We start from the raw sequence: 15,162 nt of genomic DNA, 5'->3' as shown, positions 1-15,162 counted from the left end.
CCGCTGATGCGGGGTTTTTTATAGAAGTTCTTTTTGTTGGGTATTCAGATTGGTTCAACCGCATTATGGTCGGCAAGTCCAATCGCAAGCACCTGAGACAATAATAATGAAGCAGATAACGAACGGAAGGCATCTACCCGGGCTTCCTGGACAATAAAAGAATGCTGACTGGTATTGGCCAGGGGCGATATCGGACTATCTGTAATGGATAATACGGTTACGCCCCGGTTAGCTGCCTGTGCTGCGAGTTCACAGGTATTGGATGAGTAGGGGCTGTAGCTGATGGCAAATAACAAATCACCGCGTTCTACATTCGACATTTGTTCCTGGAACATGCCACCGGTGCCGTTAATCAGGAACACTTTCTTATCGATATGGTTCAGCGCGTAATGCAAATACGTTGAAATTGTATGCGCGCGGCCATTACCCAGCAAAAAGATATGACGAGCTTTACTCATCAACTCAATCGCTGTTTGAATATCATCCCTGTTGATGCTGTCTTCCAGATGACGTAACGCATCACGATTAGCCTTGGCAAACCTTGGCATTAATTCGTCACTACGCCAGTCCTGCTGGCCCCGCATTAACTGGATCCGATTGCTGTAGTTACTGGTGTGCTGTAGCTTATCCTCTTTAATGATTTGTTTAATTTCATTAAAGCCATTAAGTTCCAGAGCTGTCGCAAAGCGGATCAAAGTAGACGGCGGCACATCCATCTTTTCTGAAATGACGGCTATAGTTTCAAACGCTACCAGATTGGGATTCTCCAATACAAACTTAGCAACCTGTTTAAGACGTTTACTCATTTGTGGGTAACGTGACTTAATTAGTTCCTGTAACTCACCCCAATTCAAACCTTTATCTTCCTCAGAATCGATAATTGCGCTCATCCGCTTACTCTAAATGACTCGATGTAAAAATGCTATTGGCTTATGGATTGTTGTAACGCATTAATGGAAGTTTCCAGTCCTGCTTCAACTGACATGGTCAGGTCTTCCATCTCAAGCGAGACAAAGCCGTTATAACCGGTCATTCTGACTACCGAAAAGAACTCTTTCCACCATTGTAAATCGCGGCCACAACCAACGGCTACATAGTTCCATGTGCGGTTCGCTGTATCTTCTACCACCTTGGTTTCTAATAGCCCGTTTACCTCCACCAGGCCACGCTCCAGACGCACATCTTTGCCGTGAACGTGGTGAATGGCATCGCCAAGAGCCCGTGCAACATGGATAGGATCCATGCCCATCCAAATCATATGGCTGGGGTCCAGGTTCAGGCCTACCATGGGGCCAACCGCATCCCGTAAACGGAACAAAGTTTCCGGATTATACACCAACATAGAACTAAAATTCTCCAGTGCGATTTTTTCGACACCATGTTGTTCTGCGTGTGCCACTAGTTCCTTCCAGTAAGGGATCGCTACATCGTTCCATTGGTACTCCAAACGTTCCTTAAGGATCGGGGGCCAACTTACCGTATAGGTGATCCAATTGGGTACAGTATCTTCCGGTGACGCGGGAGGCAGGCCGCTCATCATAACTATTTTCTTTACGCCCAGCAGGCCGGCTAGTTCCATGGTTTTAAAAGAAACCGCCTTATGTTCCTGACCCATTTCACTGGGGTCCAACGGGTTGCCAGAACAATTTAGTGCTGCGATTTCCATACCGCGGGAACTGAGTGCGGTAAGAAAACGCTCTCTTGCAGAGGCATCAGCCAGTAATTCGTCCATTCGTACATGTGGTGCTGGCGACCAGCCACCCGTTGTCATCTCAACGGCTTTCACACCTCTTGCCGATAAATAATCGAGCATATCTTCAAAAGCTAAATGCCCAAGGCTGTCAGTACAACAGGATAATTTCATAAACACCTCAGAACTGTAGGGTTGAGCGGAGTGAAATATTTATTTCATTATGGGAAAAATAGGCGGATAGTAATCCGCCTATGGGTTTAGTTAACTATTAAGTTTAAAACTGTCCACGGAATCCAACGCTATAGCGCGGACCAGTGTTGCGATAAAGAATAAATTGTTCATCGTAACGACCGTGTTTGCGAATCGCTTCGTCAGTGATGTTAACGCCCTGAACGAATACTGAGAAGTCCTCGGTAAAGCGATAGGTCAGCTGGAAGTCAACCTGTGAGAACTCTTCGGTAAAGACAGGTTCAACGCCGGCTTTGGGGTTAATCAGAGACTCCAGGAACTCATCCCGGTTGCTCCATGAAATTCGAGCCTCGAATGAATCCATCTCGTAGAAAATGGTGGCGTTCATGGAGTCACCTAGACCGGGGATAGCGAACAGCGTGCTTACGTTACTGTTTGATGCGATAGATGCATTAGAATCTAAGAAAGTTGCGTTTGCAGAGAAACCTAAACCTTCCAGGGCGCCGTCATCAAAAGCATACTGTGCGGCGATTTCGTATCCAGTCACATCGGCAGTTTCGCTGTTCAGAGGGCGTTGAACATTAAAGTCGATAGTACCTGCATCAATATCAATAGCTGGTTCATCAGATAACAGTGGATCCTGAATATCAACACCAGAAACAGTGACAACTTCGTTGTCGGTGACGATGAAATTTTGCACCTCTTTCTGGAAGATTGCCAAACTCACATAGTTAATGTCGCCCCAGTAATATTCAAAGGAAGCATCCAGGTTAATTGATGTATAAGGTTTCAGATTTACATTCCCTGCCACCGCGTTAAGTGAGCCTGGACGCAAATCCAGGTATGAAAAACGAGGTGCCAGATCTTTAAGCTCAGGGCGTGTCATGGTTTCAGACACGGCCAGACGTACAACAAAATCTTCTGTCGGGTTCAGTGTGAAGCTGAGGTTAGGCAGAATTTTCAGGTAGTCGTTGGTTTCGGACTGGAAGCCAGAGCCTGCTGTGTCAAATGCTGGGTTGTACTGAGTCGCTGTGGTTTGATTCAAACCAACCAACAATTGCTGAGAGCCAACGGCTTCATCTTTGGTGTATACCAGGCGTGCACCAGTATTTAACTTCCAGGGCATATTACTGAATTCACCCTCAAACAACATGTCAGCATAAGCCGCCATGATTGTTTCAGATACTTCATAACTGTCTGGTTGTTTTGTGCCCAGGAACCCACCAGGCTGGGCGTTGTAAAACGCTTCGGAAGTGCCGGCTTCATAACCATAGTAAGCATCACGCGCAGCAAAACCTTCAGCTGATGTTTGCCAGCCAATGTAGTCATTCAGATTAAAGGTATACAGGTCGCGGAAGGTATTCGGAGATACACCGCTAAGTAATCCGGAGGTGTCAAAGTCCAGCAGCAACTCATTTGGTACATCAGTGATAAAGAAACAGTACTGACAGAATACGTCAAAACTTGGACGAATGATGTCTACAGTCTTTTCTTCTTTAGAATAGTTTACGCCAAACTTAATTTTGCTAAGCATGCCCCCATCGTAGGGTTCATAGGTGCTATCAACTGCGAATTGGTAAATGCTGCCTTCTACTGAGTTTCCGCCAGTGCCATCACCCGCCTGATCACCATATTGCGCTACGTGAGAGCGGTAGCTGTCTTTATCCAGCAGTCGATCAATGATAGCTTGCGGGTAAATGATTTCGGCTTCTGAGCCGTAATTGTCAAATTGGAAATCATCAGAGGGATCATTCGGATCGTCAGTGAAACCCATTACAGCCTGACCATTCCCTTTGCCCTGTTTTGCTTCGGAAGAAGAGTAACCAAAGTCAAATACCGTCGTCAGTTCATCGTTAACGGTCCACTTGAAGTTCGCTCCCAGTGCCATCGTTTTGGTAGGTCGGCCTTCCAGTCGGTTAAGGATACCTACTTCCGAAGAGATATCTTGTTCCAGTACCGTGCCATTTTCATTCAGAATAACATTCGAAGTCGCTGCTGGCGTACCAAACCATGATCCCAGCATAGTCGCCGAGGAAGATACTTCGTAATCGTTATAGAAACCATCCACTGTCATCAGGATGTCATCGGTCAGGTAATGCTGTAATACGCCCTGAATGTTGAGACGCTCACGCTCCTGACTCCGACGGCCAGTTTGGGTTTCACGCGGGATGAATGCTGTCGACACATTACCCGGGTTTGCATTGACGCCGTCAGCGAAGTTGATTGAATCAACATTGGTCGGCAGCCACCCGTTGGTATTAGTGAAATCTTCCTGCGACTTACGATTTTGATACGAGGCTGATAATAGAATACCGGTTGCGCCGTCGTTAAAGCTGGTGGAATAAAGGCCAAACAGCTGAGGTGTTGTTTCACCACTATTCTCATCATAGAGGCCCTGAGCTGTAACCAGCATGGTATCGTCGGCCAGCGAGAAAGGGCGCGCTGTTTTCAGATTAATCGTCGCACCAATGCCGCCTTCTTGTAGGGAGGCCACACCTGACTTATAAATATCTGCGCCAGAGATTAGCTCGGCTGGATATAAGTCAAAGCTGAATTCACGTCCACCAGTCTCAGAAACGATACGACGTCCGTTGACTAATACGGTATTAAAGCTGGGTCCAAAACCGCGCACTGTTACAAATTGACCCTCACCACCATTACGGTCGATGGCGATACCTGGAATACGCTGCAACGACTCGGCGATGTTAGTGTCTGGAAATTTACCTAAGTCTTCGGCCGAAATGGCATCAACCACACCAGGTGCTGAGCGTTTTATATCCTGGGCAGCGCTAAGACTACGGCGAATTCCACGAACTTCAATAATTTCTGCATCCTGGCCTGTGGCTTCAGCTGCTTGGTTTTCCTGAGCAATTGCAAGTGCAGGTACAGAACTTAAAGCACTGGTAATACAGCAGGCTAAGAGTGTCTTTCTGTAACAAACGAACATAGGGTTTCTCCAGATGGTTTTGTAAATTATATGTTAACTGCATTTCTCAAATAGACGACTTTGTTAGTAGGGTTGTCATCTGTTGACATAATTTTTACAAAATATTATTCCATCAGTCAATAAAAAAGAAATAAATATTTCATAATAAGTTTACAAATTTGTACGCTCTTGTCATTTCCTGGGTGGATAAATCGCCATTATGCACATTATTCATACCGATTATGGCTGTTTATTGTGCATCTTATGGGTTGATGATCGGCAAAGTAAGCTTAATTCGCCAAATGAAATATAAATTTCGTTGTAATTTGTTTTGAGTTGTTTTATTTTGGCTATGTTAAATATTTGTCACTTTAAATTTAAAAGTGTGTTTTGTGCGGTGAGCTGTAGGCTTTTGCATGTAGGTTGACGGAAAACAAGTCGTTAATGAAAGCATTAATCGCTTGTAAATTCCAGCTGAAGAAAGGCGCTGCAAAACAAATCTTATTAAACAACTCATCGAACTAATTTCTGTGGAGAACGCCGTTGTGAGCGAAGTGCAAGAATTTGAAAACCAGCCGGTCGCGGCAAATAAATTAGAACCAGCCAGACATTTTGCTGCCAGTTATGCTGGTGAGCATGTTGCCGGGACCGAGTTTGTCATTGGTGCGTTATTTGTTTCTTTGGGTGTTTCAACCTATGACGTAATTGTGGGTCTGCTGGTCGGTAATCTTCTGGCTGTACTGACCTGGGCCTTTATTACTGCACCAATAGCTGTGAGAACACGCTTAACATTGTACGCTTACTTAGAAAAGGTCGCCGGCCCCGGGGTCGTTAAACTTTACAGTGTCATAAATGGCATTCTATTTGTCATTATTGCTGGTGCCATGATAACAGTATCGGCATCTGCAGTGCGTATCCCATTTGGAATCCCTCCACAAGTGACTTGGTATCCTAATAGTATTAGTTTCGTTTTTGTTGCGATTTGTGTAGGTATTGTCATCAGTTATGTTGCAATCAACGGATTTAAAAAAGTTGCTCAGTTTGCAGCGGTTTGTGCGCCATGGATGATATTAATGTTCCTTATAGGAGGCATCGCTGCGCTACCAATACTGATTGCAGCAACTGATGGAGTGACTTCGATTAAAAGCTTAGCAGACTTCTTCAGTGTGGGTGATCGTTTCATCTGGCAAGAACAGGACAATGGGATCGGTATCTGGCACGTTGCGGCATTTGCCTGGGTATGCAATTTACCCATGCATGGCGCCATGTCTGACATGACTATACTGCGCTTTGCCAAGAAATCTTCTTATGGATTGTTCTCAGCACTGGGTATGTTTATTGGTCACTATATGGCCTGGATCTGTGCCGGAATTATGGGCGCGGCTGCGGCTATGATACTGAACACCACGGTAACGCAGCTGGATGCCGGAGAAGTGGCTTATCAGGCGCTGGGCTGGGCAGGTATTCTGGCTGTTATTATTGCAGGCTGGACAACTTCTAACCCAACAATTTATCGGGCGGGACTGGCATTTCAATCGATAAACCCCAAATGGGACCGCATTAAAGTGACCATTGTGGTCGGTGTATTTACCACCATTATTGCCTGCTTTCCTTTTGCTTTTGCGCAAATGCTCGATTTCCTGGGCATTATGGGGCTGGCGATTGCGCCGATTGGTGCCATCCTGTTTGCTGAGCACTGGCTGTTAAATAAAGTGGGAATGACGCCCTACTGGAACAGCTACAAAGGCAACAACATCAACGTGCCGGCACTGGCAGCCTGGCTAGGATCTCTGGTGTTCGCTTTTGTATTAAATACATTGGCTGACGTGCATTTATTCTTCTTGTTATTACCGACCTGGTTGGTTGCTACGGTTGGCTATATGGTGATGGCAGCAATAGCCGGTGCTAAAGAGGACTTTACCGCCGAGGCGGCACAAGAAAAAGCGGCATACGAAGCCCGGGTTGCTGAGGAAAAGGCTTTCTTTAGCCACAGTGAACAAATCGAGAAAGCCACCGATAAAGATTTGGCAAAAAATCCGCTTGTTACGCTGGCAAAGGTTGTTGCAATTGGTTCATTGATCTCCTGTGGCGCACTGGCTGTGTGGGTCTACGCTGCAGGCCCTGACGCGCTCGAACAATTTCAGCAATGGCTGGTGCTACCAACAATTCTGTATTTTATTTCAGGTACTTATTGGTTTACCAAGAAAGAGTCTGCAGAAACAGATGAGACAGAATATTACAGCCAACAACCTGAAGTGGAGAGCCGGGGGTGATTTCCCGGCTACCGCTGCTATCTGCTGCTCAGTGTGATGAGATAGTCGCCACGCTGGACAGGCTGAACTGGGCCGATGGACTGGCGCCGGGCAAGCTCTATCGCGAGAGGGTAAAAGGTAATAAGGAAATTGCCTATCAAATGAGCCCGCAAACCGCGCCAGCAGATGAGCTGATTAAACAGATCAACGACGCCATTATGGGTAGTAGTCACATACGCACACGTATGTTCCCCAAAAGCATGGTCAATCCCAGGTTTAATTTGTACTGCGACGGCGGGTTTTACGGGCCTCATGCAGACTCAGCCTTCCTGGGTGATAACCGGCGTCAGGTGCGTACTGATTATTCCATGACTCTGTTTCTTACCGAACCTGATAGTTACGTCGGTGGGGAGTTGCGGTTGACCTATCCCAGCGGTGAAGAAATGCGGCTCAAAGAGCCGAAAGGCACATTGCTTTTTTACCCATCAGGCGTGATGCACGAAGTGTTACCTGTTACCGCCGGACGCAGAATAGCCTTTGTCGGCTGGGTTGAATCACATATTCAGAGTCAGCAAGAGCGTGACTTGTTAACTGAAATTACCACTTTATGCGATGACATGATGGCTGATGAGTCGTTGGCTCTGACAGAGTTTCACACTCGTGCGCTGAATGTTAAACACAACTTATATCGGATGTGGTGGAAAGGTCAGTAATCACTCTATGAAATGCATTACGAAATAAATATTTCAGTATGGAGCGGGATTCTAAGTTGCTGTTTTAAAAAGATTAAACCTGCTTCGGATAGCCCGAATTAAAACGGAATGAAAATTTCGTTAAATTAATGTTGAAATATTTATTTCGTTTCATTAAGCTTAGCGCAAAATGAACAAGTCAACGTGAAAAGCCTGTTTGGCACGTTGAACGAAACCTTGCGGACCAGCGTGTTTAAAGAGGAAAAATAATGAGTACTACAACTAAAACACTGGATCTAATTTGCATGGGACGCGTAGCGGTCGACCTGTATGGTCAGCAAATCGGCGCGCGCCTCGAAGATGAAGCTACATTTGCCAAATATCTGGGTGGCTCATCTGGGAACGTGGCGTACGGCACTGCTCGTATGGGACTCAAATCTTCAATGCTGGCGCGAGTTGGTAATGAACACATGGGACGATTCCTGCGTGAAGAGTTAGACCGGGTAGGTGTAGATACCAGCAACCTGATCACAGACCCGGAACGCCTGACCGCACTGGTTATTCTTGGTCTGAAAGATGAAGACACATTCCCTCTTATATTCTATCGTGACAACTGTGCTGATATGGCTATCACGCCGGATGATGTAAAAGAAGATTACATTGCATCATCAAGAGCACTGGCAATTACCGGTACCCACCTGTCAAATCATCAGACACGTGCCGCAGTTCTTAAGGCTCTCGAGTATGCTGGCAAGCATGGATTGAAACGTGCGCTTGATATTGATTATCGTCCGGTCCTGTGGGGGCTGACTAATCCTGGTGATGGCGAAACACGCTTTATCGCTTCAGAGCAGGTCACTCAGGAACTACAGGATGTACTGGGTCATTTTGATTTAATCGTCGGTACTGAAGAGGAATTCCATATAGCCGGCGGCTCTGAAGACACTATCACTGCATTAAAGAAAGTGCGTGAAATTACCCACGGCACATTGGTCTGCAAACTTGGACCGCTCGGATGCGCTGTCTTTGACGGTGACATCCCTGACAGCCTCGATGATGCAGAGGTTTTCAAAGGTGTTAGGGTTCAGGTAATGAACGTACTGGGTGCAGGCGATGCATTTATGTCAGGCCTGTTACGTGGATACCTCAACGGCGAAAGTTGGCAACAAAGCTGTGCCTATGGCAATGCTTGTGGCGCTCTGGTTGTTTCTCGTCATGGCTGCGCTCCGGCAATGCCAAGTAAAGAAGAACTGGATGATTATCTGAGTCGTGCGGAGTCTGTTCCGCGTCCTGATCTGGATAAAGGCTTACAGCATTTACATCGCGTTACCACCCGCGACCACAGCTGGGGTGAACTGAATATTCTGGCTTTCGATCACCGTAGTCAACTGGAAAAAATGGCCATTGATGCCGGTGCTGAGCTGGACAAAATTCCGGCCGTCAAACAACTTATATTACGTGCCGCAGAAGAATCCCGTGAAGAACTCGGGCTGCAAGGCAAAATTGGCGTGTTCGTCGACGGCACCTATGGACAGGCTGTACTCAATGAAGTGACCGGGCGTGACTGGTGGGTGGCCCGGCCTATCGAATTGCCCGGCTCACGTCCATTACGTTTAGAACATGGCAACATCGGCAGTCAACTGGTCAGTTGGCCACTAGAGCATATCGTCAAATGTCTGGTGTTTTATCACCCTGATGATTCAGTAGAAATGCGCCTGGAACAAGAGCAGTTGGTTCGTGAAGTCTACGAAGCTTGTTGTCAGTCCGGCCATGAGCTACTCCTCGAAATCATATTGCCGGCCAGTAAGCCGCGAACCGATGAAAACTATATCAGAACGCTTGAGCGATTCTACCACCTTGGCATTAAACCGGATTGGTGGAAGTTACCGCCACTAAGCGCAGAATCCTGGGTGACCGTTGAGGCGCTGGTTAACAAAAATGATAAACACTGCCATGGCATTGTCATTCTTGGTCTGGATGCACCGATGGATGTACTGGAAGCCGGCTTTAATCAGGCGGCTAACAGTTCAATGGTGAAAGGCTTCGCGGTCGGGCGGTCTATTTTTAGCGAGCCGTCTAAAGCCTGGCTGGCAGGCACAATAAATGATGAAGAAATGGTTAACCAAATAAAAGCCAACTATCGTTTTCTGGTCGACGTTTGGAACAAGCGCGGTCAGTAAGACTGACCGTTCATTGCGAGGATTTTAATGATGTCTAATACGATCCGTCTAACCATGGCACAGGCTGTGGTGAAATATATGATGGCCCAGAAGGTCGTGATGGATGGCGAAGTGAAGCCAATGTTTGCCGGTGTCTGGGCGATATTTGGTCACGGTAACGTCGCCGGTTTAGGTGAAGCGTTGTATCAGGTAAAAGATACCATGCCGACTTACCGTGCGCACAACGAACAAGCCATGGCGCACTCGGCAATAGCTTATGCGAAAACGTTAAACCGCCAACAAATGATGGCGTGTACTGCTTCAGCGGGCCCGGGTTCAACCAATATGGTCACCGCTGCCGCCGTAGCACATGTAAACCGCATTCCGGTTTTATTCCTGCCGGGAGATACGTTTGCAACCCGTATGCCTGATCCGGTCTTACAACAGCTGGAAACGTACCACGATCACACAATGACCACGAATGACTGCTTTAAGCCAGTGAGTCGTTTCTTCGACCGTATTACGCGTCCTGAGCAATTACTGACCTCACTGCCACAAGCAATGCGTGTACTGACCGATCCGGTAGAGTGTGGCCCGGTAACATTAGCGTTACCACAGGATGTACAAACCATGGCGTTTGACTTCCCTGAGCATTTCTTTAAAGAAAAAGTCCATAATCTGCGTCGCCAGTTACCAGATGAAGTAGAAATGGCTGAAGCGGTTGAGCTGATTAAAGCGGCTAAGAAACCACTGCTTGTCGCAGGTGGTGGTGTGCATTACTCAGGAGCGATAGCTGAGCTCGACAACTTTGTTAGTGAACATAAAATTCCGGTGGGTGAAACCCAGGCCGGTAAAGGTGCACTGCCCTGGGATCATCCACAGAACATGGGTTCTATGGGGGTAACGGGTGCTGCATCAACGAACGAGCTGGCAGCAGAATGTGATCTCATCATTGCTGTTGGTACCCGATTGGGTGACTTTGCATCTGGCTCCCGTACGATGATCAACCCTGAAGCGAAGCTGGTCAGCATAAATGTTGCTTCATTTGATACTGTCAAACACTACGGTAAGCCATTGGTTGGGGATGCAAAGTTAACCCTGCCTAAATTAGGCGAAGCACTGGGCAGCTGGAAGCCGGAAAATGGCTGGCAGCAAGCCGCTGTAGTGGTAAAGAAAGCCTGGGATGCTTATGTTGATGAAGCAACCGCTGACAAGAAGACATTGCCATTAACCGATCCTGAAGCAGTGGGTGCGGTTAACCGTGCTGCTGGCGAAGAGGACATCGTTGTTTGTGCTGCGGGTGGTTTGCCTGGTGAGCTACAAAAATTATGGCGTACCCGTTTTAGCCGTGGTTACCACATGGAATATGGCTTCTCCTGCATGGGATATGAAATCGCCGGTGGTCTGGGGGCCAAAATGGCCAAGCCAGATTCAGAAGTGTACATCATGGTCGGTGATGGCTCTTATTTAATGCTCAACTCCGAAATCGCAACGTCGGTCATGCTGGGATACAAAATTGTGCTGGTTGTACTGGATAACCGTGGTTACGGCTGTATTCATCGCTTGCAACAATTCTGTGGTGGTCCCGGGTTTAATAACCTGTTGGACGACTGTCTGACCGTTGAAGAAGGTGCACCAAAAACCGACTTTGCGGCGCATGCAAAATCACTGGGCGCAGCCTCTGAAAAGGTTGAGTCTATTCAAGAGCTTGAAGCTGCATTAGAACGCGCCAAGGCCTCCCCTATTTCATATGTGATCACCTTAGATACGGATCCGCTGAAAATTACCGAAGAAGGTGGCTTCTGGTGGGATGTTGCGGTACCTGAAGTGTCTCCACGTGAAGAAGTCCAAAAGGCACGTGAGTTCTACGAAAAACAAAAAGCCAAACAGTTTAAAAACCTGTAATCAGGTGTATTTAGGAGTTTAATCATGCCAGTTCAATTAGGTATCAATCCACTTACCTGGACTAACGATGATCTGCCCAGCCTTGGCGGCGATACGCCCCTGGAAGTCTGCCTGAGTGAAGGTAAGCAAGCTGGTTTTGCAGGCTTTGAGTTAGGCCACAAATTTCCCCGTGAAGCCGATGCACTCAATACCGTGTTAGCTGCTCATGAATTAAAAGCCGTTTCCGGCTGGTACTCGCTGATGCTGTTAGAGCGAAGTGCTGAGGAAGAAATAGAGGCTATGCAGTCCCACCTGGAATTACTTCGCGATACTGGTTGTAAGGTAATGGTGTGCTGTGAAGTCACAAGTTGCGTACACGGCGACCAATCTACACCTCTGTCCCTACGACGACCATTCCCGGCTGATAAGTGGGATGATTATGCAGAAAAGTTAGATGTTGTCGCCGCGTACGCCCTTAAACACGGTGTTCGCCTGGCTTATCACCACCACATGGGAACCGTGATCCAAACCGAGGATGAAATTGATGAACTGATGCGTCGTACCAGCTCAGACCTCGGTTTGTTGCTCGACAGTGGGCATTGCCTGTTCGCTGGGGGAGATCCTGTTGAGGTAGCAAAACGCTGGTCAAATCGCATCTGTCATGTGCACTGCAAAGATATTCGTAAACACGTGATGCTCGATGCTAAAAACCGCAACCTGAGCTTTTTGAATGCTGTATTAAATGGTGTGTTCACGGTACCTGGTGATGGCTGTGTGGACTACCCGTCAATATTCACTGTGTTAAAAGAGATTAACTATGAAGGCTGGTTGGTTGTGGAAGCTGAGCAGGATCCAGCCGTAGCAGATCCACTGACCTATGCGACCCTGGGTCACAGTAATTTACAGACTATGGCCACCGAAGCAGGTCTGATGTAACGCGCTTTCGAGCGTTAACCCGTCAATACGGAGAAGAATAGTGAACAAGATTTTAAACTTTATTAACGGTCAGGTTGTTGAAAGCGAAAGCTCTGACTATACCCCGGTATTTAACCCTGCAACGGGTGAAGTGATTGCTGAAGTTGTGCAATCAACTGACGCGGACATTGAAGCAGCGGTTGCTGCCGCAAAAGCGGCATTCCCTGCCTGGGCGAATACGTCACCACTGAAGCGTTCGCGCATCATGAATAAATTCCGTCAATTGCTCGAGGATAACCTCGACGAGTTAGCAGCAATTATTTCGCGCGAACACGGCAAAGTTGAATCTGATGCTAAAGGCGAAGTCATTCGCGGTCTGGAAGTCGTTGAGTTTGCTTGTGGCGGTCCTAACTTGCTTAAAACTGACATGACAGAAAATGTCGGTACGTCTATTGATAGTCACGCCCTTCGCCAGCCTTTAGGTGTGGTAGCGGGTATTACGCCGTTTAACTTCCCGGCCATGGTGCCCATGTGGATGTTCCCTGTGGCGCTGGCAACCGGTAACACTTTTATTCTTAAGCCTTCCGAGCGCGATCCATCTGCGGCATTGTTTTACGCAGAACTGATTAATCAGGCCGGCTTCCCCCCGGGCGTGTTTAACATCATTCACGGTGGTAAGCATGTTGTAGATGCGCTTATCGAGCATCAGGATGTGCCAGCGCTGAGCTTCGTTGGTTCTACGCCAATTGCGAAATATATCTACGAGCGTGGCGCTTCATTTGGTAAGCGTGTTCAGGCTCTGGGTGGTGCGAAAAACCATATGGTAGTTATGCCTGATGCAGACGTAGAAAAAACGGTTTCTGCACTGATGGGGGCTGCTTACGGTTCTGCCGGTGAACGTTGTATGGCTATCTCGGTAGTTGTACCGGTGGGTGATGAAGTCGCAGATAAACTGAAAACCCGCCTGGTTGAAGAACTGGCGAAATTGAAAGTGGCGCCAGGGACTGATGCGGATGCAGATATGGGGCCTCTGGTGACTCAGGCTCACCTGGAAAAGGTATCCGGTTATATCGCTAAAGGTGCCGAAGAAGGTGCTGAGCTGGTAGTTGATGGTCGCGATTTTGAAATGACCCGTGAAGGTTATGAAAATGGCTTCTTCATTGGCGGTACCTTGTTCGATAACGTTACTACTGACATGACTATCTACAAAGAAGAAATCTTTGGCCCGGTACTGGCGATGGTGCGCGCGAAGACCTTCGATGAAGCGGTACAGATGATTAACGATCACGAGTTCGGTAACGGTACTGCCATCTTTACCCGTGATGGTGATGCAGCCCGTACGTTCACCAACGTGATTCAGGTAGGTATGGTTGGAGTTAACGTGCCAATCCCCGTTCCGATGGCATTCCACAGCTTTGGTGGCTGGAAAGCGTCTCTGTTCGGTGACCACCACATGCATGGTCCTGAAGGCGTGCGTTTCTACACCAAACTGAAAACAGTGACCACTCGTTGGCCAACCGGGATCCGTGAAGGCGGTTCTGCGTTTGTTATGCCAACTATGGACTAATGTATTAACTTATTTATCTGGAATTATTTATGTCTGAACAAGCGGTTTCTTTTGCTTTAAATCACATGGCTTGCCCTACGCTAAGCCCGCTGGCCATGATTGAGGCGGCTAAAAACCTCGGTATGGAAGCAGTTGAATTACGTAACGACGTAAAAGAAAACAGTGTTACTGATATTGAAACAGCTAAAGCGGTTCGTGCGGCCGCTGACGCTGCCGATATCACCGTGCTGAGCATTAATGCGTTGTATCCGTTTAATGTATGGAATGACGAACGTAAGGCTCAGGCGGAACAAATGGCAGATGTCGCAGCAGCGGCTGGCGCCATTGGCTTGGTGTGTTGCCCTTTGGTTGACGCCGATGATGCTCGTACTGATGTGCAGCGTACTGCCGATTTAAAAGCGGCACTGACTGACTTAAAGACTATTCTTAGTGAACGTGGCCTGAAAGGGTTTGTAGAGCCATTAGGCTTTCCTATTTCTACTCTGCGTTTTAAACAAGAAGCTGTTAGTGCAATTAAAGCCGTAGAGGGTGAAGAGATTTTTGGTCTGGTGCATGACACCTTCCATCATGCGGGTGCTTCAGACCCGGATTTCTTCCCGCTGCAAACCGGCCTGGTGCATGTTTCTGCTGTGGTAGATAAAGATATTACGTTTACCGATATGCTCGATGGTCACCGCGAATTTGTCATGGATGGTGACAAGCTCGACAGTATCGCACAGGTTAAAGCATTGTTTGAAGGCGGGTATAAGGGGTACATCTCTTTTGAGCCGTTCTCAGATGGTGTGTGGCAATCGTCCGACCCGGTTGGTGATATTAAAGCCAGCATGGATTACATGAAATCAGCGCTGTCTGCCTAAGGCAGCGAGTCGACAGAACTGAGGAGTC

The 15,162-nt window shown here is 47.5% G+C and carries 10 protein-coding genes; 7 read left to right on the top strand and 3 right to left on the bottom strand.

The genetic code is table 11. The annotated features are described in order from the left end of the window. Nucleotides 1-44: 44 nt before the first annotated feature. From AC27IB_RS17045 to AC27IB_RS17035, 3 genes are all read right to left on the bottom strand, one after another. The gene (locus tag AC27IB_RS17045; protein ID WP_487122419.1) at nucleotides 45-890 is read right to left on the bottom strand and encodes a MurR/RpiR family transcriptional regulator; all 846 of its coding nucleotides are present in this window, start codon (nucleotides 888-890) and stop codon (nucleotides 45-47) included. Between the two features lie 32 nt (nucleotides 891-922). Beyond that, the gene (locus AC27IB_RS17040) at nucleotides 923-1,864 is read right to left on the bottom strand and encodes a sugar phosphate isomerase/epimerase family protein (RefSeq protein ID WP_487122417.1); all 942 of its coding nucleotides are present in this window, start codon (nucleotides 1,862-1,864) and stop codon (nucleotides 923-925) included. Nucleotides 1,865-1,967: 103 nt separating this feature from the next. Beyond that, complete coding sequence (locus AC27IB_RS17035) at nucleotides 1,968-4,829, bottom strand: TonB-dependent receptor (protein WP_487122415.1); 2,862 nt, start codon at nucleotides 4,827-4,829, stop codon at nucleotides 1,968-1,970. Between the two features lie 524 nt (nucleotides 4,830-5,353). Here AC27IB_RS17035 and AC27IB_RS17030 point away from each other — a divergent pair. The 7 genes from AC27IB_RS17030 (at nucleotide 5,354) to AC27IB_RS17000 (ending at nucleotide 15,134) form a co-directional block, all read left to right on the top strand. Further along, entirely contained in the window at nucleotides 5,354-7,081 is a 1,728-nt protein-coding gene (locus AC27IB_RS17030) for a purine-cytosine permease family protein (protein ID WP_487122413.1), read from the top strand. Continuing rightward, complete coding sequence (locus AC27IB_RS17025; RefSeq protein WP_487122411.1) at nucleotides 7,078-7,773, top strand: Fe2+-dependent dioxygenase; 696 nt, start codon at nucleotides 7,078-7,080, stop codon at nucleotides 7,771-7,773. The genes AC27IB_RS17030 and AC27IB_RS17025 overlap by 4 nt, the downstream gene beginning before the upstream one ends. A gap of 248 nt (nucleotides 7,774-8,021) precedes the next feature. Then, nucleotides 8,022-9,932 (top strand): bifunctional 5-dehydro-2-deoxygluconokinase/5-dehydro-2-deoxyphosphogluconate aldolase, encoded by a 1,911-nt coding sequence (locus AC27IB_RS17020; RefSeq protein WP_487122409.1) that lies wholly within the window; start codon nucleotides 8,022-8,024, stop codon nucleotides 9,930-9,932. Nucleotides 9,933-9,959: 27 nt separating this feature from the next. Then, the gene (gene iolD, locus AC27IB_RS17015) at nucleotides 9,960-11,816 is read left to right on the top strand and encodes a 3D-(3,5/4)-trihydroxycyclohexane-1,2-dione acylhydrolase (decyclizing) (protein WP_487122407.1); all 1,857 of its coding nucleotides are present in this window, start codon (nucleotides 9,960-9,962) and stop codon (nucleotides 11,814-11,816) included. A gap of 24 nt (nucleotides 11,817-11,840) precedes the next feature. Continuing rightward, on the top strand, nucleotides 11,841-12,731 hold the full coding sequence (gene iolE, locus AC27IB_RS17010; protein ID WP_487122405.1) for a myo-inosose-2 dehydratase: 891 nt from the start codon (nucleotides 11,841-11,843) through the stop codon (nucleotides 12,729-12,731). 40 nt (nucleotides 12,732-12,771) lie between these two features. Continuing rightward, nucleotides 12,772-14,277, top strand: a complete 1,506-nt coding sequence (locus tag AC27IB_RS17005) for a CoA-acylating methylmalonate-semialdehyde dehydrogenase (protein WP_487122403.1) — start codon at nucleotides 12,772-12,774, stop codon at nucleotides 14,275-14,277. A 29-nt stretch (nucleotides 14,278-14,306) separates the two neighbouring features. Further along, nucleotides 14,307-15,134, top strand: coding sequence for a TIM barrel protein (locus AC27IB_RS17000; RefSeq protein WP_487122401.1), 828 nt, complete (start codon nucleotides 14,307-14,309; stop codon nucleotides 15,132-15,134). Nucleotides 15,135-15,162 lie beyond the last annotated feature (28 nt).

The organism is Alteromonas sp. 4NH20-0104 (assembly GCF_057547795.1).
Note: the sequence above shows the minus strand (reverse complement) of the source record. Positions and strands in the feature narration are given on the sequence as shown.

What these genes read in the sequence shown, in the direction of transcription:
- iolD (WP_487122407.1), top strand. Translation starts at nt 9,960, where the DNA reads ATGATGTCTAATACGATCCGTCTAACCATGGCACAGGCTGTGGTGAAA.
- iolE (WP_487122405.1), top strand. Translation starts at nt 11,841, where the DNA reads ATGCCAGTTCAATTAGGTATCAATCCACTTACCTGGACTAACGATGAT.
- AC27IB_RS17035 (WP_487122415.1), bottom strand. Translation starts at nt 4,829, where the DNA reads ATGTTCGTTTGTTACAGAAAGACACTCTTAGCCTGCTGTATTACCAGT.
- AC27IB_RS17000 (WP_487122401.1), top strand. Translation starts at nt 14,307, where the DNA reads ATGTCTGAACAAGCGGTTTCTTTTGCTTTAAATCACATGGCTTGCCCT.
- AC27IB_RS17040 (WP_487122417.1), bottom strand. Translation starts at nt 1,864, where the DNA reads ATGAAATTATCCTGTTGTACTGACAGCCTTGGGCATTTAGCTTTTGAA.
- AC27IB_RS17020 (WP_487122409.1), top strand. Translation starts at nt 8,022, where the DNA reads ATGAGTACTACAACTAAAACACTGGATCTAATTTGCATGGGACGCGTA.
- AC27IB_RS17045 (WP_487122419.1), bottom strand. Translation starts at nt 890, where the DNA reads ATGAGCGCAATTATCGATTCTGAGGAAGATAAAGGTTTGAATTGGGGT.